Annotated in this window: 20 protein-coding genes; 6 read left to right on the top strand and 14 right to left on the bottom strand. The window is 72.7% G+C overall.

Going from position 1 to position 25,626, the window contains the following annotated elements; translation table 11 throughout:
- Positions 1-82 precede the first annotated feature (82 nt).
- The 3 genes from CP981_RS23615 to CP981_RS23605 all read left to right on the top strand — a co-directional run bounded on the left by CP981_RS23615 (position 83) and on the right by CP981_RS23605 (position 4,565).
- Positions 83-2,212, top strand: a complete 2,130-nt coding sequence (locus CP981_RS23615; RefSeq protein ID WP_244329761.1) for a hypothetical protein — start codon at positions 83-85, stop codon at positions 2,210-2,212.
- Positions 2,202-3,515 carry a hypothetical protein gene (locus CP981_RS23610; RefSeq protein WP_085926905.1) on the top strand — a complete coding sequence of 438 codons (1,314 nt, stop codon included), beginning with the start codon at positions 2,202-2,204 and terminating at the stop codon, positions 3,513-3,515. Before CP981_RS23615 ends, CP981_RS23610 begins: the two co-directional genes overlap by 11 nt.
- A gap of 438 nt (positions 3,516-3,953) precedes the next feature.
- Positions 3,954-4,565, top strand: a complete 612-nt coding sequence (locus tag CP981_RS23605) for a hypothetical protein (RefSeq protein ID WP_167536238.1) — start codon at positions 3,954-3,956, stop codon at positions 4,563-4,565.
- A 63-nt stretch (positions 4,566-4,628) separates the two neighbouring features.
- Here CP981_RS23605 and CP981_RS23600 read toward each other — a convergent pair whose 3' ends face one another.
- Positions 4,629-5,504, bottom strand: a complete 876-nt coding sequence (locus CP981_RS23600; protein WP_085926904.1) for an alpha/beta fold hydrolase — start codon at positions 5,502-5,504, stop codon at positions 4,629-4,631.
- Positions 5,505-5,999: 495 nt separating this feature from the next.
- Positions 6,000-6,692 (bottom strand): iron-dependent transcriptional repressor DtxR, encoded by a 693-nt coding sequence (locus tag CP981_RS23595; RefSeq protein WP_085926903.1) that lies wholly within the window; start codon positions 6,690-6,692, stop codon positions 6,000-6,002.
- 185 nt (positions 6,693-6,877) lie between these two features.
- On the opposite strand from CP981_RS23595, the gene CP981_RS23590 reads away from it, so the two are divergent.
- The gene (locus CP981_RS23590; protein ID WP_085926902.1) at positions 6,878-7,645 is read left to right on the top strand and encodes an SIS domain-containing protein; all 768 of its coding nucleotides are present in this window, start codon (positions 6,878-6,880) and stop codon (positions 7,643-7,645) included.
- Between the two features lie 13 nt (positions 7,646-7,658).
- On the opposite strand, the gene CP981_RS23585 is transcribed toward CP981_RS23590, so the two are convergent.
- Together CP981_RS23585 and pdxH are read right to left on the bottom strand one after the other, a co-directional pair.
- Positions 7,659-9,098: a PAS domain-containing protein gene (locus CP981_RS23585; protein ID WP_425282219.1), complete on the bottom strand. Its 1,440-nt coding sequence runs from the start codon at positions 9,096-9,098 to the stop codon at positions 7,659-7,661.
- 520 nt (positions 9,099-9,618) lie between these two features.
- Positions 9,619-10,242 carry a pyridoxamine 5'-phosphate oxidase gene (gene pdxH / locus CP981_RS23580; protein WP_085926948.1) on the bottom strand — a complete coding sequence of 208 codons (624 nt, stop codon included), beginning with the start codon at positions 10,240-10,242 and terminating at the stop codon, positions 9,619-9,621.
- 469 nt (positions 10,243-10,711) lie between these two features.
- On the opposite strand from pdxH, the gene CP981_RS23575 reads away from it, so the two are divergent.
- Positions 10,712-11,815 (top strand): citrate synthase 2, encoded by a 1,104-nt coding sequence (locus tag CP981_RS23575; RefSeq protein WP_208852972.1) that lies wholly within the window; start codon positions 10,712-10,714, stop codon positions 11,813-11,815.
- A 542-nt stretch (positions 11,816-12,357) separates the two neighbouring features.
- Here CP981_RS23575 and CP981_RS23570 read toward each other — a convergent pair.
- The 9 genes from CP981_RS23570 to CP981_RS23525 all read right to left on the bottom strand — a co-directional run bounded on the left by CP981_RS23570 (position 12,358) and on the right by CP981_RS23525 (position 23,863).
- Positions 12,358-12,981, bottom strand: coding sequence for a TetR/AcrR family transcriptional regulator (locus CP981_RS23570; RefSeq protein WP_085926231.1), 624 nt, complete (start codon positions 12,979-12,981; stop codon positions 12,358-12,360).
- Positions 12,969-13,754, bottom strand: a complete 786-nt coding sequence (locus CP981_RS23565) for an enoyl-CoA hydratase family protein (protein WP_085926232.1) — start codon at positions 13,752-13,754, stop codon at positions 12,969-12,971. Before CP981_RS23565 ends, CP981_RS23570 begins: the two co-directional genes overlap by 13 nt.
- Positions 13,755-13,922: 168 nt before the next feature.
- Positions 13,923-15,131, bottom strand: a complete 1,209-nt coding sequence (locus CP981_RS23555) for an RNA-guided endonuclease InsQ/TnpB family protein (protein WP_085926233.1) — start codon at positions 15,129-15,131, stop codon at positions 13,923-13,925.
- A 105-nt stretch (positions 15,132-15,236) separates the two neighbouring features.
- Complete coding sequence (locus CP981_RS23550) at positions 15,237-16,400, bottom strand: acyl-CoA dehydrogenase family protein (RefSeq protein ID WP_085926234.1); 1,164 nt, start codon at positions 16,398-16,400, stop codon at positions 15,237-15,239.
- Between the two features lie 254 nt (positions 16,401-16,654).
- Positions 16,655-18,574, bottom strand: a complete 1,920-nt coding sequence (locus CP981_RS23545; protein WP_085926235.1) for an acetyl/propionyl/methylcrotonyl-CoA carboxylase subunit alpha — start codon at positions 18,572-18,574, stop codon at positions 16,655-16,657.
- 7 nt (positions 18,575-18,581) lie between these two features.
- Entirely contained in the window at positions 18,582-20,180 is a 1,599-nt protein-coding gene (locus tag CP981_RS23540; RefSeq protein WP_085926293.1) for an acyl-CoA carboxylase subunit beta, read from the bottom strand.
- Positions 20,177-21,907, bottom strand: a complete 1,731-nt coding sequence (locus tag CP981_RS23535) for an acyclic terpene utilization AtuA family protein (protein ID WP_085926236.1) — start codon at positions 21,905-21,907, stop codon at positions 20,177-20,179. Before CP981_RS23535 ends, CP981_RS23540 begins: the two co-directional genes overlap by 4 nt.
- Entirely contained in the window at positions 21,904-22,707 is an 804-nt protein-coding gene (locus tag CP981_RS23530) for a TIGR03084 family metal-binding protein (protein ID WP_085926237.1), read from the bottom strand. Before CP981_RS23530 ends, CP981_RS23535 begins: the two co-directional genes overlap by 4 nt.
- Positions 22,708-22,978: 271 nt before the next feature.
- On the bottom strand, positions 22,979-23,863 hold the full coding sequence (locus CP981_RS23525) for an EamA family transporter (RefSeq protein ID WP_371874132.1): 885 nt from the start codon (positions 23,861-23,863) through the stop codon (positions 22,979-22,981).
- 189 nt (positions 23,864-24,052) lie between these two features.
- On the opposite strand from CP981_RS23525, the gene CP981_RS23520 reads away from it, so the two are divergent.
- Complete coding sequence (locus CP981_RS23520) at positions 24,053-24,922, top strand: LysR family transcriptional regulator (protein ID WP_085926239.1); 870 nt, start codon at positions 24,053-24,055, stop codon at positions 24,920-24,922.
- A 34-nt stretch (positions 24,923-24,956) separates the two neighbouring features.
- On the opposite strand, the gene CP981_RS23515 is transcribed toward CP981_RS23520, so the two are convergent.
- On the bottom strand, positions 24,957-25,592 hold the full coding sequence (locus tag CP981_RS23515; protein WP_085926240.1) for a MerR family transcriptional regulator: 636 nt from the start codon (positions 25,590-25,592) through the stop codon (positions 24,957-24,959).
- Positions 25,593-25,626: the final 34 nt, after the last annotated feature.

The following is a 25,626-nucleotide window of genomic DNA, read 5'->3' as shown; positions in this document are numbered from 1 at the left end:
GGGGAGTTATCCACAGGCCGAACCGGCCGGCGCGCGGTGGCGGTAGCGTCATCCACGACCTGGACGAGGGGTGGTGGGGGCGGTGCGGCGCACCGGATGGGTGCTGGTGACGGGCTGGTTGGCGGTGCTGTTCTGCGCCGGGGCGGTGCAGGCGGCGCCGGCCGGCCCGCACGCGCCCGGCGACCCGACGCAGTACGCATACCTCGCCGCGCAGCTCCGCGAGAGCCCGGTCCATGTCAGTGACCAGATCCCGCGCGAGGTCCCCCGCTCGACCGCGCCCGCCTTCGCCCGCGAGGCCCGGCGGCTGGGCGTGCCGACGTACGTGATGGTCCTGCCGCAGTCCTCCTACGGCGCCGACGCGGACGGCCTGCTCGCCGGTGTCCATGACCGGCTGGGGCGCCGGGGCCTGTATGTCGCCCTGAGCGACTCGGGCCTGGAGGCGGCGCAGACCTATGGCGTGGACCTGCCCGGCACGGCGGACGCCGTCTCCGAATCGGTGTACGCGATGCCGTACGACGCCACTCCCCGCGAGGTGTTCCGGCACTTCGTCGAGGTGGTCACCTCCGGGCAGGCGCATCAGCGCGCCGAGGAGGCCCGCGCCGCACACGAGGACGAGGGGCTGGACGACGGTCCCGGTCTGCACACCGACACCACCGAGCGCGAGAACCAGAGCTTTGTGACCGGCATCGCCGTTCTCGGCATTCCGTTGTCCGTGCTGCTGGTGACGGTCCATGCCCTCCAGCGGCGCCGGGTGCGGCGGGCCGCGGCGGCGGGCGGAGGGGTGCGCGTACCGACGGCGCGCGGTGCGCGCGGTGGTGCCCAGGGCGGCGGCAAGAAGACCGGCGGGGGCAAGAAGACCGGCAAGGCGGCGGGGAGCGCCCGGCAGCGGCCGGTCGCCGGCCCCGGACCGTTCCCCCGTGCGCGGCTGCTGCCCCTGATGGCGGGAGCCGCCGTGCTGAGCGGGCTGATCGCCTTCACCGCGTCCCAGGTCTTCGACGACACGACCAGTGGCGACGGCTCCCGTCCCACGGCCGCCGATATGCGGGCCCGGATCGACCGGGTGTCCGCCGGGCTGCGCCGCGACCCGCTCTACCTCGACCCGGAAAGCCGGTCCACGCTGGACGGCGCCGAGCGCGACCGGCTCCGTAAGCGGCTGCGGGAGCTGGACGTTCCGGTGGTGATCGCCGCCCTGCCCACCCCGCCGGACGACGAGTCCGGGGGCAGCACGGAACTGCTGGCCAAGCAGGTGCACGACCGGCTGCGCCGCGATGCCCTGATGGTGTTCGCCGACCCATCGACCGGCGGCATCGAACTCGTCAACTACAGCCCCCGCGTCGATGACAGCTATCTCGTCGACCGCCCGCGCGACCTCACCTACACCGGGCCCGCCGAGGAGCAGCTGGGCCGTCATCTCGACGAGCTGCTCACGTATGTCGACAAGGCCCCGCGGGCCAAGACGGGCGGCAGGCCCTACGAGCCGCCGCCCGCCGACGACCCGGTCGAGGAGAAGGCGCTGCCCGGTCTGTTCACCGGGGACTTCGAACCCGGCATGGTGATCGGCACGTTCGCCGCAGGTCTGGTCTTCGGGCTGGTGGCGGCGGCCCGAGCCGTCGTCCGCCGGCTGGTCCGGCGCAGGAGGCCGGCGGCCCCGGGAGCGGGCGGCGCCGCGGCACCCGCGGCGCCGGACCGGCCCACTCTGGCCTGGCTGCGGCGCACCGCCCGGCAGGATCTCGACGCCCTCACCGCCGCGTTGGAGTCTTCGGCCGCGCCGCCCGAGGAGGCCCGGCGCCGGGCCTGGGAGTGCCTGGACGCCGCGGCGCTGCTGATCGACGGCGACAGCGACGGCCGGATCGACGCCGACGCCGGCCCCGTCGGCCTCGCCTGTGCCGTGGTGCTGGCCCGCGCCGGACGAACCGCGCTCGGGGAACCGGCCGCCGCGCGGCAGGTCTGCCACCGCAACCCGTTGCACGGCGCGGCCCGCCGACGCGCGACGACCCGGCCCGCCGACGGAGGCCCGGCGCGGTCGCTGCCGGTGTGCGAGGCGTGCCGGGTGACGCCCGGCCCGGTGCTGCGGCTGCGCTCCTCGGGGAGCGGCGGACGCGGCGGATACGTCCCGTACGGCACTCTGCCCGGACCACTGGCCGCGCTCGGCGACGGCGTCGGAATCGATCAACTCACCCGCGATGTACGGGAGTACTTCGGTGTGCACTGACCTCCTCCACCCCGCAGGCCCGCAGCGGGCCGCCGCCACCTCCCAGCGACTGCGCAGGGCCCTCGCCGTCGCCGTCGCGTCCGTCGCGCTGCTGTGCTGCACCGCACCGCCCGCCGCGGCCGCCGAGAGCCCGGGGCAGAAGATCGCCGACGCGCTGCGCCGCTCCCCCGTCCATGTCGACCCGTCCCTCGCCTCGGCCGTCGACGCGGAACAGCAGCGGGAGCTGGCCGCGCGGATCCGGCGGACCCATCTGCCGATCCGGGTCGCGCTGGTGCCGCTGGTGGAGGGCGACAGCTGGGGCGGCAAGCCGGAGCAGCTCGCCGAGGTGGTCCATGACCGGATGGGCGGCGGCCCGGCCATCCTCATCACCCTCGGGGAACAGCCCGGGGACATCTCCGCCCGCGAATGGCCCTCGGACGCGCATCAGTCGTTCCACGCCGCGGCCGCGGTCTTCTTCCAGAAGGACATGAAGGGCGCGGGCCCGGCGAAGCGGGTCGCCCGCGCGATCGACATCATCGAGGCCGGCAACGGCGATGCGGTGTACGAGCGGGCCACCGCCGATCTCGGTGCACCGGCGCCGACGCGGACCACGGCGGACGGCGCGGGCGCGAAGGCCGCGTCCGGGCGCGGCTCCCCTCTCGTGCGGCTCCTGTCCCTCGCCGTCGGGCCGGTGCTGTTGCTGGCCGCGGTGGGGCTGTTGCTGCGGCGCCGGTCGCGGCTGCGGGACCTCTCGACGCCGTTCGCGCTGCCGCGCTCGGTCTTCGCCGCCGCCCGGCAGGCGGACGAGGCGGGGCTGCGGGACCGGGCGGCCGAGGAGGTCGTCCGGCTGGGCGAGGAGGCGCGCACCGCACAGGGCGCCCCGGCAGCGGTCGAGCGGGCACTCGACGCGTATGCCGCGGCCGGCACGGTCCTGGACCGGGCGCGGGGAGTCCCGGATCTGGCAGGGGTCTTCGCGCTGGTCGCCGAGGGCCGGGCGGCCCTCTCCGGGGCCGCGGAGGCGCTCCCGCTGTGCTTCTTCCATCCCCTGCACGGCCCGGCCGTCCGCCGCATACCCTGGCGGCCGCTGGGCCGGCGCGAGCAACTGCGGGTGGCCGCCTGCGAGACCTGTCTGCGCGCGATCCGCACCCGGCGTGCCCCGGAGGTGCTGACCGACCGGCAAGACGGCCGCCCGGTGCCGTACTTCGAGGTCCCCGCCGAGGCCAGCCTCTGGGCGGCCACCGGCTACGGCTCCCTGCTGAGCGGCGCCGACGACTCCCTCGCCGGGCGGGTCCAGCGCGGCGACTTCACCCGCACCCGGGACTGACCGGGCCACGGTTACGGGCTGCTCGGTCACCCACGCCGCGGCATGACGGGCAGCCCACGCCCGCCGCCCCGTGCCACCCCGCGCTGCCCACAACCCGCATCCGGCCGCCGAAAGCCGGCGGCCGGAAGCCGGAATCCCCACCCCCGCACCCCCACCCCCGCTTTCGAAGATTTCTCCCGCAATTGATGCCGTATATCAATCGCGTTGAATTCACCGCCAATTGGACAAACACTCGGCAGAACACCCCAGCTTTTTCGGGAATTTCACGCGAATCACCGGTGACGGTCGCGAGCCCCTCGCACGGCAATGTTTCGACAAATCCGAAAGCCCCCTCCTATGCTCCGCTGACACAGCCGTTCGCACACCCATGGGGCCGCTCGCGCATCCATGGGAACTGAATGGTGCGACGGGGGAAACGTCTGTCAGGAGAATGCTGTGCTGCACAAGAAGACCGCTTTGCTGCGCGCCGCCGCGCCCGTCGCCGTACTGGCGCTGGCACTGACCGCCTGCGGCGGCAACAAGAAGAGCGCCATCGCCACCGACGACGCACCCAAGACCAAGACGGAAAAGGGATCGTCGGCCCCGGCGGACAGCGGTGAACTGAAGGCCGGTCAGGGCGGTACGGGGAAGTTCAAGGAAGACAGCGGGACCATCACTTACGAGGTCGCCGCGCAGAAGGTGCAGGTGAGCACCGAGGCCGAGACCAAGAAGCTGGTCTCGGACCCGAAGCGGGCCAAGGGCCTGGTGGCGGCCACCGCGTGGGTGAAGTACACGAACAAGGGCGGCGGCGTCGTCAAGGAATCGCCCGATGTGGCCGACGAGTCCGAGATCTACGCGGACGGCCAGCGCGGCGGTCTGCTGATCGGTGCCGCCGAGGACGGTCCGGGCTGTGAGGACACCCTGGACATAGAGAACTGGAAGGCGGGGCAGAGCCACACCATCTGCCAGACCTACATGATCCCCCAGGGCGCGAAGTCCGTGGAGGTCCACTGGGCGGGTGAGGGCCAGAGCGGCTCGCCGCTGGTCTGGAAGTTCGACAACGCCGGCTGAGCCGACGGCAGGCCGGATGCCGTGCGCCACGCCCTCAGGGCCGTGGCGCACGGCAGCGGGCCGTTACGCCGGCATCGTGGCGGCATGGAGGAACGGTTCGATGGCGGCGCACCAGGCGTCGGGCTGTTCCCACGGGAGCAGATGTCCGGCGTCGGGGATCTCGGCGTAGGCGCCGCGGGGCAGCACGCGGACCATCTCCTGGGCCTCGGCGCGGCCGAGTTCGGCATCGAGGCCGCGGACCACGAGGGCCGGACACGGTACCTGGGCGAGCTCCTCCCAGTGGGCGTCATGCACCCAGGTCTCCCGGGCGCTGAGCATCTGCCGGCGGGAGAAGACGGGCCGCCAGCCGTCGGCGCGCTCGGCCATCACCTCGGCGAAGAACTCCCCACGGGCGGGTCTGGGCCGCTCCAGGGTCGGATCGTCCTCGCCGAACCACTTACGGACATCCGCGAGGGTGGCGAACGGCACCGGCCAGGACCGGAACCACTCGGTCCATTCGCGCTGCGAGGCCGCGCCGAGCGCCGATGCCCGCATATCGCAGATGACCAGCGCACTGACCAGATCCGGGCGCCGGGCCGCTAACTGCCAGGCCGTCAGGGCGCCCATGGCATGCCCGACCAGGGCGACCGGGGCGAGGCCGAGCTGCTCGATGGCGGCGATGGCGTCATCGACATACGCCTCGCGGTCGAACGGCCCCTCGGCGGGCTTCTCGCTGCGGCCGTGGCCACGCTGATCCAGCGCGACCGGGCGGTGACGGGCACTCAGGCGGCGTGCGGTGGCCGCCCAGTGCGAGGCGCGCCCCATCAGGCCGTGGAGCAGCAGTACGCCCGGCCGCTGCTCGCCCTCCTCCAGCCCGCCGCCGATCTTGGGCGGGTCGGTGAACTCCCAGGCGGCGAGTCGCACGCCGCCGGCCCCTGCTACATCGATGCGCCGCACCATGTGCCCTGGCACCCCCAATCGTCCCTTGAGCAGCTCCACACTATCGAACCCCTATTCGAACGCACCGTTCCGACGCGAAACACCCCTCGTTCGAGTGACCTCGCTCAAGGATTGGCCGCGTCCGCCACGGGGAGACATTTGCCGGGAGGCGGGCCCTACCGGGAAGGGGGCCCGTGGGGACAGACCCTGGGAGCTCGGGGCTCCGGGTCTGGGGTGGGGGACATGGGGAGGCAGGGCCCCGGCTGCTCGCAGCGCCGGGGCCCTGACTGTCTCCCGCACATGTGGATGCATCCGAGCCCCCTCCCTGGCCAGGACAGGCCGATGCATGGCCATGCGTCAGGGTGGCACGAGACCGGCGGTATCGCACGGATTCGCACAAGTCCGTTCAGCGGGCAGGAACGGGCCGAGCCCGCCGAACGGCGCGTCGGCGCAGCTCAGCGGGCTCGTGGGCGAGATATGGGCGGACGTGCGAAAAGGAAACCAGCCGAAACCGAGTCAGCGCTTGGCGACAAAGACATGCGAGGCGATCTCGGAGTCCAGCTCGGCGGCCTCGCCGCTGCTGCCGACCAGCACCCCGGCCGGCGACTCCGTCACGCTCACCACGGCGCCCGGCTGCACACCGGCCCGCCGCAGCGTGTACATCAGCTGGGCGTCCGCCTGGATCGGCTCGCCGATCCGGCGCACCACGGCGGTCTTCCCCTCGGCCCCGGCGTCCAGGTCCATCAGGCTCACCATGCCGGCGTCCAGGAACGGGTCGCCCCCGGTCTTCTCGCCCAGCTCCTCCAGCCCCGGGATGGGGTTGCCGTACGGGGACTCCGTGGGATGCCGCAGCAGTTCCACGACGCGGCGCTCGACCGCCTCGCTCATCACATGCTCCCAGCGGCACGCCTCGGCGTGCACCTGCTCCCATTCGAGCCCGATGACGTCGACGAGCAGGCACTCGGCGAGGCGGTGCTTGCGCATCACCCGCGTCGCCAGCCGGCGGCCCTCCTCCGTCAGCTCCAGATGACGGTCGCCCGCGACCTGAAGCAGGCCGTCTCGCTCCATGCGCGCCACCGTCTGGCTCACCGTCGGGCCGCTCTGTTCGAGCCGCTCCGCGATGCGGGCGCGCATGGGCACCACACCCTCCTCTTCCAGCTCGAGGATGGTGCGGAGATACATCTCCGTGGTGTCGATCAGTCCGGACATGCGTGCCCCTCGATGTGTGGTGCGGTGGCCCTGGACTCAATTCTGACGCATCCCACTGACAACGGTGCCGCCTCGTCCACGCACCGGGCCGTCCCGGCCGTATTGACAGGGCACTGGTCCAGACCGCAACGTGATCCGCGCCACTGATCAAATGCGCCGAGATCCGACGAGAGGGGCCCGCGGCAATGGCTGAGAGCGACCGGAGCGACCGGCTGGCCGGGAAGTACTTCGACGCCGCGATCGACCTGCTGCGGCGGGTCCGCGACGAGGAGGGCGACCGGATCACCGCCGCCGGAACGCTGATCGCGGACACCGTCGCGGCGGGCGGCCGGGTCTTCTCCTTCGGTGCCGGGCACTCCTCGCTCCCCGCCCAGGACACCGTCTACCGCGCGGGCGGCCTGGCGATCATGAATCTGCTCTCCGTCCCGGGCGTGGTCGGCGTGGACGTGCGGCCCGCGACCCTCGGCAGCGCGCTGGAACGGGTCGACGGGCTGGCCGGGGCCGTATTGGACACCAGCCCGCTGGAGCCCGGCGATGTGCTGGTGATCATCTCGCTCTCCGGGCGCAATGCGCTGCCGGTCGAAATGGCTCGGCACGCCCGCGCACTCGGCATCAAGGTCATCGGTGTGACGTCGATGGCGTACGCGGAGGCCACCACGTCCCGGCACGCCTCCGGGGACTTCCTCAAGGACCACTGCGATCTCGTGCTGGACAGCCGGATCCCGGTCGGTGACGCGGAGCTGACGCTGAAGGGCATCGACGCGCCGTTCGCCCCCGCGTCCACCGTCGTCACCAGCGCGATCATGCAGGCCGTGGTGGCGACGGCCGCGGGCACCCTCGCCGAACGGGGCATCGAACCGCCGCTGCTGCGCTCCGGGAACGTCGACGGCGGGCACGACTGGAACGCCGGGGTGATGAGCGCCTACGCGGACCGGATCTTCTACCGGCAGTGAGCGGCCGGCGCGCTCAGCGCGAGGCCGCACCCGCGAGATCCAGGGCCGCCGCGATCCGGGCCGCGACCTCCTCGGCGTAGTCCGCGTCCGCGCGGTCGAACGGGCGGCGGGCGGGCGCCCGCAGAAAGGTGGCGACGCCGAGCCGGCGGCCGCGGCTGCACAGCACCACGCACAGCCCGTGCACCGTGCCGTCCGGCCAACGACGGGCCGCAGCCCAGCCCTCGGGCGAGGCGGGCCCGGCGCTGGTCCGCACCGAACCGCGCCGCTCGTACGCCTGGAGCGCCGGATGGCCCGGCATATAGGGCACGGGAATGCCGGTCGCCGCCGGCGTCCCGGACGGGCCGGGCGAACCGGCCGGGGAGGCCAGCGCCCGCACCAGCCGGGGCGTGCCCGCCGCCGTACGGCGCCCGGCGTCCGTGCCGGTGGCAGCGGTCTCCCCGGCCCCGGACCCCGGCTCGGCACCACCCGCCGCGCCCGCCGCGGGCTCCGCGCTCCACGCGCCCGCCGCGCCCTCCGTCTCGTACGCGTCGAGCGCATCGCCCTCGGCGACCGTCCCGAACGGTGCGGGCGCGGGTGTCGCGGCGAGGTCGACCAGGCCGTGGTCGGCGAAGCCCGCCAGGGCGAAGTCGAGGTGGACCGCGGCGGCCTCGGCCGGGTCCGGGCAGTCCGCGGCCGCCCGGCCGGCGCGGTGGAGCTGCTGGGCACGGAAGCGCAGCAGGGAGTTCTCCTGCTCGGCGCGCTTGGTGGCCGTGACGTCCTGGAAGAGCCAGGCCACGCCCAGCGGTACCGGCTCCTCCGCCAGCGGCGAGGCCAGCCGGACGAAGCCGCTGCGCCAGCACCGGCGCGGCACCTCGGCCTCCTCGGCGCGCAGCGTCACCCACAGCTCGCTGACGGCCGGCGGCGCGCCCTCGGCGAGGACGTGCTGAAGGGCGCACTCCAGCTCCTCGACACCCTGCGCCAGCAGCTCGCCCAGGGGGCGGCCCAGCAGGGCCGTGCGCCCCACGCCGAGGGCACGGGCGGCGTGCGCGTTGACGACCGCGGGCCGCAGATCGGCGTCGATCAGCACCACGCCCCACGACGCGTCCTCGAACAGCGCCTCGCTGAGCGCGATGGACCGCTCCAGGTCCAGCTGGGTGTGCACCTCGCTGAAGGCGCAGTACACCCCCGCGACCCGGCCGCCGGGGGCGCGGACCGCGGAGGACTGGGTGCGGACGAGTACGCGGTGGCCGTCCTTGGTCAGCAGGGCGAACTCATGGACCTGGCGGCCCGGGGAGCGCATCGCGGCCGCCAGTGCGGCCTCGATCCCGTCGGCGTCCTCCTTGCGGACCGCCCAGCCGGTCAGGCCCGTACGGCCGACGACCTCGGCAGTGGTCCAGCCCAGAATGCGCTCGGCCTCGTGGTTCCAGTGGGTGACCGTGCCGTCCGCGGCGAACGCGACCAGGGCGGCGTCCATACCGTCCAGCAGCGCGGCGAGCAGACCCGAGTCCTCGGTCTCGTCGGCGGCGCAGCGCGCCGAGGCCGACGCGGCGGAAGAAGCTGACGAAGCAGTCACTGGCACCCCTCACGAACGCGGCCACACATGCTCCACCTGGGAACATTCAACTGGAACGTGACACAGCACACACGGGATTCGCGGAAATCGTTGCCAAGGGGAAATTCCCTTGTGTGCGGCCGGACGTCTTCCTAGTGTGTTGAGCACACGAGAAGGGAGGTGGTTCGGCAGATGATTTCGCACCGGACGCGTGAGGTGGCTGCGGGCTAGCGGCCCGTCGCTTCACCGCAGTGCAGCGCCGGACCAGCGCATCCTTGAGATGCGCAGCCGGCCAATCCCAAGCAGTCACCCGACCCGCGGGCTGCCGGTTCGTCCGACCGGCCCTTCGCGCGACACAGCGCGGAGGAACGAGCCCGCGGGTCGTCTGCGTCTGCGCAACACGACAGGCGCACAACCCTGCGGGCCCCGGCGGCACCCGCCCTCAGGGCGCCAGGCGCTCCACGCTCCAGCCGGCGCCCGCCCGCACGTACCGCAGCCGGTCGTGCAGCCGGTTGAGCCGGCCCTGCCAGAACTCGACCGTCTCGGCGGCGATCCGGTAGCCGCCCCAGTGCGGCGGCGCCGGCACCTGCTCGCCCTCCGGATAGCGGGCCGCCAATTCCTCGTAGGCACGCTCCAGTTCGTCGCGCGAGGCGACCCGGGCGGACTGGTCGCTGGCCCAGGCGCCCAGCTGGGAGCCGTGCGGGCGGGTGCGGAAGTAGGCGGCGGTCTCGTCCCGGCCGATGCGCTCCGCGGTGCCGGTCACCACGACCTGGCGGGCGAGCGGATGCCAGGGGAACAGCAGCGAGATGGCCGGATTTTCGGCCAGTTCCCGCCCCTTCCGGCTGTTGTAGTTCGTGAAGAACACGAAGCCGCGGCCATCGAACGCCTTCAGCAGGACGGTCCGTGAACTCGGCCGGCCCGCCGGGTCCACGGTCGAGACGACCATCGCGTTCGGCTCGTGCAGACCGGCCACTGTCGCGTCCTTGAACCAGCGCGCGAACTGGTCGTACGGGCTGGCGGCGAGGTCGGACTCGACGAGCCCCTCGGCGCGGTAGTGGGCACGCATGGAGGAGGGGTCGGGGGTCTCGGCATGAGGCGCGTCGGCGGGGTGCACGGCCTCATCTTGCAACACCCGGTCTGACGCGGTCAGCCGGGAGGGGCGGAAGTCTGCCCCTCGTCGACCGGCCGTAACCCTCCCGACAGCAGATCGACCGGTGCGCGGGTCGCACCCCTCCGCGCAGGTGAGGGACCCGCCACAATCAGGGGCAGACCCCCTGTGACCCCCGGGCGGGGAGAGCTATCGTGTCCGTCCGGCCTGACGGGGCGCACCAGCGCACCTGCCCGCCCGCGGCCCGACCACTGCGGGCACGACCGTCGCGTGACCCACGCCCTGGCGGGGCATCACCGGGGTGACCGGTACGGACCGCGAGCTGCCGGCGCAGCCGCGGAGCCGCACCGGCACCGCACACCAGAGACTCGACCGCACGGCAGCTGGTCACGGACCGTTTGCCGTCCCCATCTTGAGGAGCTGCCTGATGTCCGACTTCGTACCCGGGCTCGAAGGAATCATCGCGTTCGAGACGGAGATCGCCGAGCCGGATAAGGAAGGCGGTTCGCTCCGCTACCGCGGTGTGGACATCGAAGATCTCGTCGGCAAGGTGTCCTTCGGAAACGTCTGGGGGCTGCTGGTCGACGGGGCGTTCAACCCCGGACTGCCGCCCGCGGAGCCCTTCCCCATCCCGGTGCACTCCGGTGACATCCGGGTCGATGTGCAGTCGGCGCTCGCCATGCTCGCGCCCGTATGGGGCCTCAAGCCGCTGCTGGACATCGACGAGCGGACGGCCCGGGACGACCTCGCCCGTGCCGCGGTGATGGCGCTGTCGTACGTGGCCCAGTCCGCCCGCGGGCCGGGCCTGCCGATGGTGCCGCAGAAGGAGATCGACAAGGCGGAGACCATCGTGGAGCGCTTCATGCGGCGCTGGCGCGGTGAGCCGGACCCGCAGCACGTCAAGGCCGTCGACGCCTACTGGACCTCGGCCGCCGAGCACGGCATGAACCCCTCCACGTTCACCGCCCGCTCCATCGCCTCCACCGGCGCGGATGTGGCGGCCGCACTGTCCGGTGCGGTCGGCGCGATGTCCGGCCCGCTGCACGGCGGTGCGCCCTCCCGCGTCCTCGGCATGATCGAGGACGTCGAGCGGACCGGCGACGCGTCGGCCTACGTCCGGCAGGCGCTGGACAAGGGCGGCCGGCTGATGGGCTTCGGCCACCGGGTCTACCGCGCCGAGGACCCCCGCGCCCGGGTGCTGCGGCGCACCGCCAAGGAACTGGGCGCCCCCCGCTTCGAGGTCGCCGAGGCACTGGAGAAGGCCGCCCTCCAGGAGCTCCGCAGCCGCCGCCCCGACCGGGTGCTGGCCACCAACGTCGAGTTCTGGGCCGCCATCGTCCTCGACTTCGCCGAGGTTCCCGCGCACATGTTCACCTCCATGTTCACCTGCGCCCGCACGGCGGGCTGGAGCGCGCACATCCTGGAACAGAAGCGGACGGGCCGACTGGTGCGGCCGTCGGCCCGATACGTGGGCCCCAATGCGCGTAGCCCGCGGGAGATCGCGGGCTATGACGACATCGCGCCTCGGTAGGTCTTTTCGACTGTCCGGCCGGTCCGCTGCGCTTTGCCTTCGGCCCACGTTTTCGGCTGTCCCGTCGTCTGGGACCTCGCCGTTGCGCCTGCGGCGGGCCAGGTGGTTTGTGGGTGCGGTGACGGACCTCCGGGGCCGGTGTGTGGGACTGCTTCGCTTTACGTCCCACACACCGGCCCCTCCGGCCCGTCCCCTCCCGTTGGGGGAGTGAGTGACGGTGGGTGGGGGCTGGCCATTCGTAGCCAGTTCACTGCGATCGGCGAGGCGCACCGGACCACCGACATGTGCCCCCACCGACCGTCTTTCCCACCCTCCAACGGGAGGGGACGGGTCTGCGCGGGTGGGGGTTTCCGGACGTAAAGCGAAGCAGTCCGGAAACCCCCACCCGCGCAGACCCGTCACCGCACCCCAACAGCCCCGCGCAGCGGCAACGCCCGCCGCAGGCGCAACGGCGAGCAAGCCGAAAACATCGACCGAGGCAAAGCGCAGCGGAACGGCGAGCAACAACCACGGCGGGAAAGCCGAAAACGTGGGAAGGCCCCCTATCGGCTAAGGAGGTCGTCGATGATCTTCGCCCACTCCTCGACGACCTTGGCCCGACGGGCGGAGTCGTCCGTCAGCAGGTTGGCGAGACCGAGGCCCCGGGCCATGTCGAGCAGGCCCTGGACGGTCTCCCGTACGCCGGGGGCGGATTCGTCGGCGTCCAGGAGCGCCACCGCCGTGCGGTGGGCCTCCCGGCCGACCCGGGCCTCCAGGGCCGTGACGCGGTCACGCAAGGGCTCTTCGTCGGAGGCGGCGACCCACAGATGCAGCGCGGCGCGGAACAGCGGGCCCGTGTAGAGGCCGACCAGCTCCTCGACGATGACCCAGGTGCGGGCGACGGACCCCGCCGGAGGCAGCTTGTGTGCGACCGCCGCGACGGCGGACTGCCGCTTCTCGGCGACGTGTTCGACGGCCGCCGTGAAGAGGTCCTCGCGGGTGCGGAAGTGGTGCTGGGCGGCGCCGCGGGAGACGCCGGCCCGCTCGGCGACCACCGCGACCGTGCTGCCGCTCCAGCCGCGTTCCGCCAGGCAGGAGATCGCGGCCTCCAGGAGTTTGAGGCGGGTGGCGCGGCTGCGTTCCTGTTGGGGCTGTTTGGGGCCGCGGGCGGGGGTCAGCGCGCCCATGCGGGGGCCCGTCGTTCCAGGAAGGCGGTCATGCCCTCGCGGGCCTCGGTGGAGCCGAAGAGCTGGGCGGACTGTTCGGCGAGCGTGTCGGTGTCGCGGTCGAAGGTGTCCAGCACCTGGGCGGTGACCAGCTTCTTCGATGCGGCCAGGCCCTGTGGGGAGCCCTTGCGCAGGCCGTCCAGCAGGGGGGCGAGGCCGGTGTCGACGTCGTCGGCGGCGAGGGTGACCAGGCCGATCCGGGCCGCCTCGGCCGCGTCGAACTTCTCGCCGGTCAGGTAGTAGCGGCCGGCGGCGCGGGGGTCCAGCCGCGGCAGCAGCGGCAGCGAGATGACGGCGGGGGCGAGGCCGAGGCGGGCCTCGGTGAAGGCGAAGGTGGCGTCCGGTCCGGCCGCGGAGATGTCGCAGGCGCCGAGCAGGCCCAGGCCGCCGGCCCGGACGTGTCCGGTGACCCGGGCGACGACCGGTTTGGGCAGCGCCACGATCGCGCGCAGCAGCCGGGCCAGGCCCAGCGGGCCGTCCTTCGCGGTGCCCGAGGTGGCTTCGGAGAGGTCCGCGCCGGCGCAGAACGTGCCGCCGGTGTGGGTGAGGACGACGGCGCGGGTGTCGTCGTCGGCCGCGGCGTCCGTGAGCGCCTGGTGCAGTTCGGCGACCAGGCGGGTGGAGAGGGCGTTGCGGTTGTGCGGGGAGTCCAGGGTGAGGGTGGTGATGCCGCGCTCGTGGGAGCGCGGGACCAGGGGTGCCGCGGGGGCATCCGTCTTCGGGGCGTCGGTCATCGGGGCGTCGAGCTCCTTTCCCTGGCGCGGAGTTCGCGCCGCAGGATCTTTCCGGTGGTGGCGCGCGGCACGCCGGCCAGGAATTCCACGCGGCGCACCTTTTTGTACGGGGCGACTCGTCCGGCAACTTGGCGTCCTCCTCGCCATGGGTGGCGGGGATTCCCCTTCTCAGGGGTTTCGGCCGGTCGCCCGGCTTACAGGTTCCTGCTTCGGGGACCGGCTGGTGCCGAGGTCTCCACAGGCTGGGAACGCGAGCCCCGCGTCCCTTTGATTCTTGGCCGCGTTCACATCAGCGTGGTCCCGGTGTCCGCAGGCGGTGCACTCGAAGGCCGCTTGGCTCTTGCGGCTCTTCGCATCCACATGCCCGCACCGGTTACACGTCTGCGAGGTGTAGGCGGCGTTGACGAGAAGAATCTGGCTGCCCGTGTGGCGAGCGGCGTTGCGTAAGGCTCGTTCGAACTTGTGCCAGCCCTTGTCGAGGATCGCTCGGTTGAGTCCGGCTTTCTGCCGGACGTTACGGCCCGGCTGGTCAAGTGATCCCGACGCGCTAGCGGTCATGTTCCGGGTACGCAGGTCTTCGAGGACCACAAGAGCCTTGCGGGCTGTGATGCGATTCGCGGTGTAGGCGCAAAAGTCAGTGCGCCGATCGGCAGCCCTGCCCGCGATCCGGCCCAACGCCGCAACAGTCTTGCGACGGTTCGTAGAACCCTTCTTCTGCCGCGCCAGCTTCTGCTGCAACCTGCGGTATCGCACCGTCTCGCCAGGAGCGATGAACTGCCGGTCGTGGAAGGTTCCATCGCTGGTGACGGCCGCCACCGTCACGCCCCGATCGATGCCGACAGCGGTGTCCGGCAGCGCATGCTTCTGCGGCGCCTCGCGCCCTTCGTCCACGAGAAAGGACACAAACCACTGTCCGCCCTTCCGGCTGACAGTCGCCGAACGGATCTCACCGCCAAGAGGACGAGACCAGCGGAACCGGACCCAGCCCAGCTTGAGAAGCTTGACACGCCCCCACTTGCGGCCCAGCCGTTCCACCGCAATGCTCTTCCCGGCTGGGAACCGGAAAGACGGAGACCACCGCATCTTCGAACGCCACCGGACACTTAACGTGCCGTGTTCACGGCACGCACGGTCCAAGTCCCGGAGAGTCTGCTGGAGCACTTGTGCAGGCGCGGTCTTCAACCACGGATGGTCGGGCTTGGCCTCAGCGAGTTCAGCAGTCTGCGGTACATAGTCCATCCACACGCCGCGCCGACGGTACTCCCTGCGCTGTTCGAGGCCGGTGTTCCACACGGCGCGACAGATGTCACCGAACTCTTGGCACTGCTTGGACTGTTCAGCCGTCAGTTCAAGCCGGTACCTGCGGCCCGACAGCATGGAAAGACCTCCTCCCACAATGATGCGACCACGCTAGCGCGAACCACTGACAACGCAGCAGGCTCCGCAAACGACTCCGCTTCCTTGACAAGCGCAGTCCCGCCCTCAGTACGACTTGGGCAGCCCCAGGGACTGGTGCGAGACAAAGTTGAGGATCATCTCGCGGCTGACCGGCGCGATCCTCGCCACCCGGGCCGCGGTGATCATCGAGCCGAGGCCGTACTCCTGGGTGAGGCCGTTGCCGCCGAGAGTGTGGACGGCCTGGTCGACGGCGTGCACCGCGGCCTCGGCCGCCGCGTACTTGGCCATGTTGGCGGCCTCACCCGCACCCAGATCGTCGCCCGCGTCGTAGAGATGGGCCGCCTTCTGCATCATCAGCCGGGCGAGCTCCAGCTCGATATGAGCCTGGGCGAGCGGATGGGCGACAGCCTGGTGGGCGCCGATGGGCTCCTTCCACACCTGGCGGGTACCGGCGTAGTCGACGGCCCGCCCCAGCGCGTAGCGGCCCATGCCGAGGGCGAAGGCGGCGGTCATGATCCGCTCCGGGTTGAGCCCGGCGAACAGCTGGAGCAGCCCGGCGTCCTCATCGCCGACCAGCGCGTCCGCGGGCAGCCGCACCTCGTCCAGGGTCAGTTCGAACTGCTTCTCCGGGGCGGAGAGTTCCATCGCGATCGGGCTGCGGCCGAAGCCGGGGGTGTCGCGCGGCACGATGAACAGGCAGGGCTTGAGGCGGCCCGTCCGGGCGTCCTCGGTGCGGCCGACGATCAGGGTCGCGTCGGCGATATCGACGCCCGAGATGAACACCTTGCGGCCGTTGAGGACCCAGTCCTCGCCGTCCTTGCGGGCGGTGGTCGTGATGCGGTGCGAGTTGGAGCCGGCATCGGGTTCGGTGATGCCGAAGGCCATCTTGCGGGAGCCGTCGGCGAGGCCCGGGAGCCAGGTCCGCTTCTGCTCCTCGGTGCCGAAACGGGCGATGACCGTGCCGCAGATGGCCGGCGAGACGACCATCATGAGCAGGGGGCAGCCTGCGGCGCCCAACTCCTCCAGGACTATGGAGAGTTCGACGATGCCGCCGCCTCCGCCGCCGTGCTCCTCGGGGAGGTTGACGCCGAGGTAGCCGAGCCGTGCGGCCTCCGACCAGAGGTCGTCGGTGTGTGCGCCCTCCGCCACGACGCGGGCGAAGTATTCCCGGCCGTAGCGGCTGCCGAGGGCGGCGACCGCTTTGCGCAGGGCGCGGTGTTCCTCGGACTCGATCGTGGGGGTGCCCATGGGGTCTCCTCGTGTCGTCGGTTGCGGTGCGTTGTTTTGTGCGGCGCCGTTTCCCGCCTTCGGCGGTGGGGGGTGTTTGGGGTGGGGCCCGGGTGTGTGGGGCGGCCGGTGTCGGGGCCTCCGGGGCCTGGTGTGTGGACTGCTTCGCTTTACGTCCACACACCAGGCCCCTCCGGCCCCGCCACCTCGCGTCTCGTGGCGGGCTCCACCCCGGTGGGGGGGAGGGGTGACAAAAGCCGCCGGGTGCGTCGTGGTCAGTCCGTGACGACGGCCAGGAGGGTGCCGAGTTCTACCTGTTGGCCTGGGGTGATGGGGAGGGTGGTGAGGGTGCCGGGGGCGGGGGCGGTGATTTTGTGTTCCATCTTCATGGCCTCCAGCCACAGCAGGGGCTGGCCGGCCTGGACCCGGTCGCCCTCGGCGAGGCCCTCGGCGATCCGTACGACGGTGCCGGGCATGGGGGCCAGGAGGGAGCCGGGTTCGGTGCGGGCGGTGGGGTCGGGGAAACGGGGCAGGGCGGTGAAGGTGTGGGAGGTGGGGGTGGTGGGCGCACCCGGGGTGGGTGGGGCGTCGACATGGACGCGGTCGCCGTAGCGGGAGACCGTGAAGTGGCGCCGTAGTCCGTCGACTTCGAGCACCACCTCGTCGGGGCCGAGGGTGAGCAGCCGTACGCCGGGGAAGTCATCGGCCCGCAGGCCGTCGCGGCCGAGGCGGTAGCGGATGGTGTGCTCGGTGCCCGTACCGGCGTAGGTCTTGGTCTGGGGGCCGGAGGGGACGTTGCGGAAGCCGCCGAAGCGGGAGCGGCCGTGGGCGTCGGCGAGGGCGGCGGCCAGGGCGAAGACCGGGGCGCCGTCGGCGTCGTGTGTGGTGAGTGCGGTGAGGTGGCGGTCGTAGAAGCCGGTGTCCAGGGTGGCGGGGTCGGTGAACTCCGGGTGGCGCAGGGAGCGTACGAGCAGGTCGCGGTTGGTGACGGGGCCGTGGATCCGGGCCCGCTCCAGGGCGCCTGCCAGCTTGCGTACGGCCTCGTCGCGGCTCGGTGCCCAGGCGATGACCTTGGCCAGCATCGGGTCGTAGTGGACGCCGATGGTGTCGCCGTCGGTCACGCCGGAGTCCAGCCGGACGCCGTCGGGCAGCGCCAGCCGGTGCAGGGTGCCGGTCTGCGGCTGCCAGCCGGCCGCCGGGTCCTCCGCGTAGAGCCGCGCTTCGACGGCGTGCCCGTGGGGGCGGGGCGGGGTGGTGTCGAGGGGCTGGCCCTCGGCGATGCTCAGCTGGAGGGCGACCAGGTCGAGGCGGTATACGGCCTCGGTGACCGGGTGTTCGACCTGGAGGCGGGTGTTCATCTCCAGGAAGTACGCCCGGCCGGTGCGGTCCACCAGGAACTCCACGGTGCCCGCGCCCCGGTAGCCGATGGCGCGGGCGGCCCGCTCGGCGGCCTGGTGGAGGGTGGAGCGCAGTTCCACGGACAGGCCGGGGGCCGGGGCCTCTTCGATGACCTTCTGGTGGCGGCGCTGGAGGGAGCAGTCGCGGGTGCCGAGGGTCCAGACCGTGCCGTGGCCGTCGGCGAGGATCTGCACCTCGACATGGCGGCCGCCGACGACATAGGGCTCGACGAAGACCTCGCCGTCCCCGAAGGCGGCTGCCGCCTCGGCCGCGGCCGTCTTCAACTCGGCTTCCAGTGCGTCGAGTTCGGTGACGACGCGCATCCCGCGGCCGCCGCCGCCCGCCGCCGCCTTCACCAGCAGCGGCAGCTCGGCCGCGGTGACCTGGCCGGGGTCGACGGGGGCCAGCAGCGGCACCCCGGCATCGGCCATCAGCTCCTTGGCCCGCGTCTTGGAGGCCATGGCCTCGATGGCGGCGGGGGGCGGCCCGATCCAGGCCAGGCCCGCGTCGGTCACCGCGGTGGCGAAGCCGGCGTTCTCGGAGAGGAAGCCGTAGCCGGGGTGGACCGCGTCGGCGCCCGCGGCCAGGGCGGCCCGCACCAGCAGGTCGGCGCGCAGGTAGGTGTCGGCCGGGGCGTCGCCCGGGAGCCGTACGGCGGTGTCCGCCTCCCGGACGTGCGGGGCGCCGGTGTCCGCGTCGGAGTGCACGGCGACGGTGGAGATGCCCAGCTCACGGCACGTGCGGAAGACCCGCCGGGCTATTTCGCCGCGGTTGGCGACGAGTACGGAACGGATCACTTCTGCCTCACATCCGGAAGACGCCGAAGCCGCCCCGCGCGCCCTCGACCGGGGCGTTGTGGAGGGCGGACAGGCACAGGCCGAGGACGGTTCGGGTGTCGCGCGGGTCGATGACGCCGTCGTCGTAGAGCCGCCCGGACAGGAACATCGGCAGCGACTCCGATTCGATCTGCTGCTCGACCATCGCGCGCAGCCCGGCGTCCGCCTCGTCGTCGTACGGCTGCCCCTTGGCGGCGGCCGAAGCGCGGGCGACGATCGAGAGCACCCCGGCGAGCTGCTGCGGTCCCATGACGGCGGACTTGGCGCTCGGCCAGGCGAACAGGAAGCGGGGGTCGTAGGCGCGGCCGCACATGCCGTAGTGGCCGGCGCCGTAGGAGGCACCCATCAGGACGGAGAGGTGCGGGACCTTCGAGTTCGACACCGCGTTGATCATCATCGCGCCGTGTTTGATGATGCCGCCCTGCTCGTACTCCTTGCCGACCATGTAGCCGGTGGTGTTGTGGAGGAAGAGGAGCGGGATGTCGCGCTGGTTGGCGAGCTGGATGAACTGGGCGGCCTTCTGGGACTCTTCGCTGAAGAGCACGCCCTGGGCGTTGGCGAGGATGCCGACGGGGTAGCCGTGCAGCGCGGCCCAGCCGGTGGTCAGGCTCGGTCCGTAGAGCGGTTTGAACTCGTCGAAGTCCGAGCCGTCCACGATCCGCGCGATGACCTCGCGGGGGTCGAACGGGGCCTTGAGGTCGCCGGGGACGATGCCGAGCAGCTCGTCCTCGTCGTACCGGGGCGGGGCGGCCGGGCCCGGGTCGGGGTGCGCCTTGCGGTGGTTGAGGCGGGCGACCACCCGCCGGGCCTGGCGCAGCGCGTCCGGCTCGTCCACCGCGAAGTGGTCCGCGAGCCCGGAGGTGCGGGCGTGCATCTCGGCACCGCCCAGCGACTCGTCGTCGCTCTCCTCGCCGGTCGCCATCTTCACCAGCGGCGGGCCGCCCAGGAACACCTTGGCGCGCTCCTTGACCATGATCACGTGGTCGGACATCCCGGGGACGTACGCACCGCCCGCGGTCGAGTTGCCGAACACCACGGCGACGGTCGGGATACCGGCCGCGGACAGCCGGGTGAGGTCCTTGAACAGCGCCCCGCCCGGGATGAAGATCTCCTTCTGGCTGGGCAGATCGGCGCCGCCGGACTCCACGAGCGAGATCACCGGGAGGCGGTTGGCGAAGGCGATCTCATGGGCCCGCAGGGACTTCTTCAGCGTCCAGGGGTTGCTGGCGCCGCCGCGCACCGTCGGATCGTTGGCGGTGATCAGGCACTCCACGCCCTCGACGGTCCCGATGCCGGTGACCAGCGAGGCGCCGACCTGGTAGTCGCTGCCCCAGGCCGCGAGCGGCGACAGTTCCAGGAAGGGGGTGTCGGGGTCGAGGAGCAGCTCGATCCGCTCCCGGGCGAGCAGTTTGCCGCGCTTGCGGTGCCGCGCGACGTACTTCTCCCCGCCGCCCTCGGTCGCCCTGGCGTGCGCCTCCTCGATCTCCGCCAGCTTCGCGAGCATCGCCGTACGACGCTCCGCGTACTCGGCGCCCGACGGGTCGAGCCCGGTTCCGAGCACGGTCACCACAACACCTCCGGTATGTCCATGTGCCGCGAACGCAGCCACTCCCCCACGGCCTTGGCCTGGGGATCGAACCGGGCCTGCGCGGCGACGCCCTCGCCGAGCAGCCCGTCGACGACGAAGTTGAGCGCCCGCAGATTCGGCAGTACGTGCCGGTCGACCGGCAGGTCAGCGGTCTCGGGGAGCAGTTGCCGGAACCGCTCGACGGTCAGCTCGTGGGCCAGCCAGCGCCAGGCCTGGTCGGTGCGGGCCCACACCCCGACGTTCGCCGAGCCGCCCTTGTCGCCGCTGCGGGCTCCGGCTACCAGGCCGAGCGGCCCCCGCCGGGTGGCCCCGACGGGCAGCGGCTCGGGGAGCGGCGGGTCGGGCAGCCGCACCAACTCCTGGGTGGCCGACGCCGGTTGGGCGCTGATGCGGGTGCCGTCCGGCAGTACGGCGCAGTGCGGCACCTCGGCCGCGTCCACCGCGACCGCCTCGAAGACCCCGTACGGGGTGCCCTTACCGGGTGGCGCGGTGACATGGAAGCCGGGGTAGCTGGCCAGTGCCAGCTCGACCGCGGCGCCGCTGACCACCCGCCCGACGACGTCCTGGTCGGGGTCCCGCACCACCAGGCGCAGCAGTGCGCTCGCCTCCTCCTGGACCGCCGCGTCGTCCCGGTCGGTGCGGGCCAGCGTCCAGCGCACCTCGGCCGGGCGGTGCTCCGCCGCGTCGAGGGCCGCCTCCATCTGCCGGCGGACCAGCGCGGCCTTCTTTGGAACGTCCAGTCCGGTCAGGACAAAGGTGACCTCGTTGCGCCAGCCGCCGAGGCGGGTCAGCCCGGTCTTGAGGGTCGGCGGCGGCGCCTCGCCCCGTACACCGTCGATCCGGACCCGGTCCGGCGCCTCCTCGGTCAGCCGTACGGTGTCCAGCCGGGCCGTCACATCCGGCCCGGCGTAGCGGGCGCCGGCCGTCTCGTACAGCAGCTGGGCGGTGACGGTGCCGGGGGTGATCGCGCCGCCGGTGCCCGGGTGTTTGGTGATCACCGCGCTGCCGTCCGCGGCGATCTCGGCGAGCGGGAAGCCGGGCCGCAGCACGTCATGGGCGTCGAAGAAGGAGTAGTTGCCGCCGGTGGCCTGGGTACCGCATTCCAGGACGTGCCCGGCGGCCACCGCACCGGCCAGCTGGTCCAGATCCTGCGGCCGCCAGCCGAAGTGCGCCTGGGCCGCGCCGCTGACCAGCGCGGCATCGGTGACCCGCCCGGTCACCACCACGTCGGCACCGGCCCGCAGACAGGCGGCGATCCCCCCGCCGCCCAGGTAGGCGTTGGCGGTCAGCACTCCCTCGCCCCACCCCCCGCGCGCCAGCAGATCGTCGCCCTCCACATGCGCCACCCGTACGGGCACCCCGGCCTTGTCCGCCAACTCCCGTACGGCGTCGGCGAGTCCGGCCGGGTTCAGCCCGCCGGCGTTGGCGACGATCCGCACGCCGCGCTCGACGGCCAGCCCGAGCCCGTCCTCCAGCTGCCGCAGAAAGGTCCTGGCATAGCCGCGGGTGGGGTCCTTCAGCCGGTCCCGGCCCAGGATCAGCATGGTCAGCTCGGCGAGATAGTCGCCGGTCAGCACGTCCAGCGGGCCGCCGGTGAGCATCTCGCGCAGCGCGTCGAAGCGGTCGCCGTAGAAGCCGGAGGCGTTGCCGACGCGGAGCACGTCGGGGTCGGCGCCTATGGGGCGTATCGCGCCGCGGTCGCTCATGAGGTGGCGGCTTTCCCGGAGGGCTCCCGCCCCTTGCCCGGCGGGCCCGCGAAGGCCTGTGCGATCTCCAGCCAGCGCTCCGCGTCCGCTCCCTCGGCCCGTACGGACGGCAGATCGGCGCGGTGCGCCCGCTGGGTCACCAGCAGACAGAACTCCAGCGCCGTACCGGTCACCCGCTGGGGGGCCTCCGGCGGCCCGTACTCCCACACCGTGCCGTCGGGTGCCCGCAGCTCGACCCGGAACTCCTCGTCGGGCGGGGTGAGTTGATGCGTCGCATAGGCGAAGTTGCGGGTCCGCACCCCGATCCGGGCGATATGCCGCAGCCGGGCGGTGGGCGGCCGGACGGCACCCAGGGCGTCGGCGATGTCCTGCCCGTGCGCCCAGGTCTCCATCAGCCGCGCGGTGGCCATCGAGGCCACGCTCATCGGCGGGCCGTACCAGGGCAGTTTCTCCCCGGCCGGCCGCTCCCTGAGCGCCCTGAGCAGCTCCTCACGGCCGGCCCGCCAGTCCGCGAGCAGCTCCGCGGGAGGTGTCCGCGCACCGGCCTCGGCGGCCTCGTCGACAAAGGTCAGCGGCGCGGCGAGGGCTTCCTGCGCGGCGCGCACGAACCCCTCCGGGTCGGTGGCCGAGAGCAGCGCCTGCCGGTCGGTCCAGGCCAGATGAGCGATCTGGTGGGCGATCGTCCAGCCCTCGGCGGGCGTCGGGGCCGCCCAGCGCTCGGCCGACAGCCCCGCGACCAGCGCGTCCAGCTGCTCACTCTCCGCCCTGAGATCCGCCAGTACGGCGCCGGGATCGGACACGCGGCACTCCCCTCATCGGCCCCATGTGGCCTACGGCCAGGGCGGGTTGACAGGCGTTGGTGCGGTACGGGTCCGAGCGTGGCAGCGCCGACAGAAACAATCAAGCACGCCTGCATGATTTTTCCTGCGAGGGCGCGAACTGCGCGGTGGTGGCCGGCTGCCATCGACTGAAGGGTCCTGACGGTGTGCATGACCCCGAAGCGGCGTGCGGGAGGCGTGCAGCAGGGGGCGGGGCGGCGGCCCAGGGGGCCGCCGCGGGCCGCCCCCTGGTTCAGCTGTGGGCCCCCGCGCTCCGTACGGCTCCCACACTCGCCAGCACGACCAGCCCGATGGCCAGCACCTCGGCCCAGCCCAGGGCCTGGTGCAGGACGAGGAATCCGGCGGTGGCCGCGGCGGCCGGCTCCAGGCTCATCATCACCGCGAAACCGGCGGCCGGCAGCTTGCGCAGGGCGAGCAGTTCCAGGGTGTAGGGCAGGACGGACGACATCAGGGCGACCGCGGCGCCCAGCCCCAGGGTGACCGGGTCGATCAGGGCGGAGCCCGCGCTGACGATGCCGAACGGCAGGCTGAGCAGCGCCGCGACCGTCATCGCCAGGGCCAGGCCGTCCGCCTGCGGGAAGCGCTGTCCCGTACGGGCGGAGAGCAGGATGTAGGCGGCCCACAGCCCGCCGGCCGCCAGCGCGAACGCCGCTCCGGTGAGGTTGAGCCCGTCGAGCCCCTCGCGTCCCAGCAGCACCACGCCGCCCAGGGCCAGCGCCGCCCACACCAGGCTCAGCAGCCTGCGGGAGGTCGCCACCGACAGGATGAGCGGCCCGAGGAACTCCAGGGTGACCGCGGCACCCAGCGGAATGCGGTCGATGGCCTGGTAGAAGAGCGAGTTCATCCCGGCCAGTGCGACGCCGAAGGCCAGCACCGTGGCCCAGTCGCCCCGCGCATGACCGCGCAGCTTGGGACGGCAGACGATCAGCAGCACCAGTGCGGCGACCACCAGCCGCAGGGTGACCACGCCCAGCGCACCGGCCCGCGGAAAGAGCAGCACCGCCACCGACGAGCCGAACTGAAGGGAGACGATCCCGCCGATGACCAGCGCCACCGACCCGATCCGCCCGCGCGCCCCGGCCCCGCCGGCTCTCCCGGCCTGCGCCTCCGCCGTCAGCACCTCGGGCGAGGGCGGTATCGGGTGCGCAAGCCCCCCGTCACGGGCGGGCGCGGTGTCGACGGGAGGGGCGGGGGTGGCGGGCGTACCGCCATCGGGAGTCTCGGGCGAAGCATTCACGCCACCACGCTACGGCCCGCCGTTCCGGTCCGTGAAATGCCTTTTCCCCTGTTGTTATGCTCCGCGCGCATGAGCATCGAGCTGCGTCATTTCCGCTGCTTTCTCGCCATCGCCGACACCCTCAGCATCACCCGCGCCGCCGAGCGGCTGCATCTGACCCAGCCCGCCGTCTCCCGCACCCTGCGCCAGCTGGAACAGGCCCTCGGCGTCCATCTCGTCGACCGCTCCACCCATCACCTCGCGCTCACCCCCGACGGGCTGTCCTTTCGCGACCGGGCCGCGGTCGCGGTGGCCGCCTTCGACCGGGCGCTCGGCTACGCCCGGCACACCGCCTGGCCGCTGCGGCTGGGCCACGCCTGGTCGGCCGCCGGTACGGACACCACCGCGCTGCTGCGCCGCTGGCACGAGGAGCACCCGGCGACCCCGCTCGAACTCCTCCGTATCGACGACCGCACGGCCGGTCTCGCCCGCGGCGAGGTGGACGCGGCCCTGCTCCGCGGCGAGGTCCGCGCCCCGGGCCTGGTCACCGAGCGGCTGACCACCGAGCCGAGAGTGGCCGGCCTGCCCGCCGACGACCCGCTGGCCGGCCGTACCGCCCTCTCCCTCACGGATCTGGCCGACCGCACCATCGCCGTCAACACCGTCTCCGGTGTCACCTCCCTCGACCTGTGGCCCCCGTCGGCCCGCCCCGCCGCCACGATCACCATCGGCAACACCGACGACTGGCTGGCCGCCATCACCGGCGGCCGCGCCGTCGGCGTCACCACCTCCGCCACCGCCGAGATGCACCCCCACCCCGCCATGGCCTACGTCCCCCTCACCGACGCCCCATCCGTCCCCGTCGTCATCGCCTGGCGCGACGGCCCGGGACATCCGCGGATCCCGGACCTGATCCGGCTGGCGCATGAGGTGATGGGGCGGCACGGCGGGGGTTTGTGAGGGACCGGGTTGCGGGCGGGGCGGAGGCGGCGCCTCAGAACCGCCGGGCCGACTCCTCCGCGTGGGCCATCCGCCGCAGGCTCAGCAGCACCGGTTCGTACAGCACCGTCAGCGCGACGGCTGCCTCGATCTGCCCGGTCGGGGTCGGCTGCTGCTCGACCATGTCCAGGTCGGTGACCGCCAGTTGCGCTGCCAGCCGCGCGTACGGCAGCAACTGCTCGGTGTCGCAGGGGTAGCCGAGCCGGACCAGCGCGGCGACCGAGTCGATGAGCCGCCGGTGGGCGGGGTTGCGCAGGTCCGGGCCGCGGCCGGCGGACCAGCCCAGCCGCTCCAGCAGCCCCGCCACCGACCGGCGGGCGGTCTCCACCGCCGGGTCGTCCCCGGCGGGCCGCTCGGCGCAGGGCAGCGCCCGGGTCGCCGCGCCCAGCCGCAGGTGGTGGTCCAGCGACTCGTCCTCCGCGGCAGCGATCACGTCGCGCGCGGCGGCCACCGGAACCCCGCCGATCTGGATCAGCGCCCGCACCAGGCGCAGCCGCCGCAGATGGTCCTCCCCGTATTCGGCCTGGGTGGCGGAGACCCGGCGCCCGGGCTGGAGCAGCCCTTCACGCAGGTAGTACTTGATCGTGGCGGTGGACACACCGCTGCGCTCACTCAGCTCCGCCAGCCGCATGCTCGTGCACCCTCCATTGGACAGTAGAACTATC

The sequence above is a fragment of the Streptomyces platensis genome (genome assembly GCF_008704855.1).
Taxonomy (GTDB): domain Bacteria; phylum Actinomycetota; class Actinomycetes; order Streptomycetales; family Streptomycetaceae; genus Streptomyces; species Streptomyces platensis.
Note: the sequence above shows the minus strand (reverse complement) of the source record. Positions and strands in the feature narration are given on the sequence as shown.

What these genes read in the sequence shown, in the direction of transcription:
- CP981_RS23600 (WP_085926904.1), bottom strand. Translation starts at nt 5,504, where the DNA reads ATGGTGCGGCGCATCGATGTAGCAGGGGCCGGCGGCGTGCGACTCGCC.
- CP981_RS23595 (WP_085926903.1), bottom strand. Translation starts at nt 6,692, where the DNA reads ATGTCCGGACTGATCGACACCACGGAGATGTATCTCCGCACCATCCTC.
- CP981_RS23590 (WP_085926902.1), top strand. Translation starts at nt 6,878, where the DNA reads ATGGCTGAGAGCGACCGGAGCGACCGGCTGGCCGGGAAGTACTTCGAC.
- CP981_RS23585 (WP_425282219.1), bottom strand. Translation starts at nt 9,098, where the DNA reads ATGGACGCCGCCCTGGTCGCGTTCGCCGCGGACGGCACGGTCACCCAC.
- pdxH (WP_085926948.1), bottom strand. Translation starts at nt 10,242, where the DNA reads ATGCGTGCCCACTACCGCGCCGAGGGGCTCGTCGAGTCCGACCTCGCC.
- CP981_RS23575 (WP_208852972.1), top strand. Translation starts at nt 10,712, where the DNA reads ATGTCCGACTTCGTACCCGGGCTCGAAGGAATCATCGCGTTCGAGACG.
- CP981_RS23570 (WP_085926231.1), bottom strand. Translation starts at nt 12,981, where the DNA reads ATGGGCGCGCTGACCCCCGCCCGCGGCCCCAAACAGCCCCAACAGGAA.
- CP981_RS23565 (WP_085926232.1), bottom strand. Translation starts at nt 13,754, where the DNA reads ATGACCGACGCCCCGAAGACGGATGCCCCCGCGGCACCCCTGGTCCCG.
- CP981_RS23555 (WP_085926233.1), bottom strand. Translation starts at nt 15,131, where the DNA reads ATGCTGTCGGGCCGCAGGTACCGGCTTGAACTGACGGCTGAACAGTCC.
- CP981_RS23550 (WP_085926234.1), bottom strand. Translation starts at nt 16,400, where the DNA reads ATGGGCACCCCCACGATCGAGTCCGAGGAACACCGCGCCCTGCGCAAA.
- CP981_RS23535 (WP_085926236.1), bottom strand. Translation starts at nt 21,907, where the DNA reads ATGAGCGACCGCGGCGCGATACGCCCCATAGGCGCCGACCCCGACGTG.
- CP981_RS23520 (WP_085926239.1), top strand. Translation starts at nt 24,053, where the DNA reads ATGAGCATCGAGCTGCGTCATTTCCGCTGCTTTCTCGCCATCGCCGAC.
- CP981_RS23515 (WP_085926240.1), bottom strand. Translation starts at nt 25,592, where the DNA reads ATGCGGCTGGCGGAGCTGAGTGAGCGCAGCGGTGTGTCCACCGCCACG.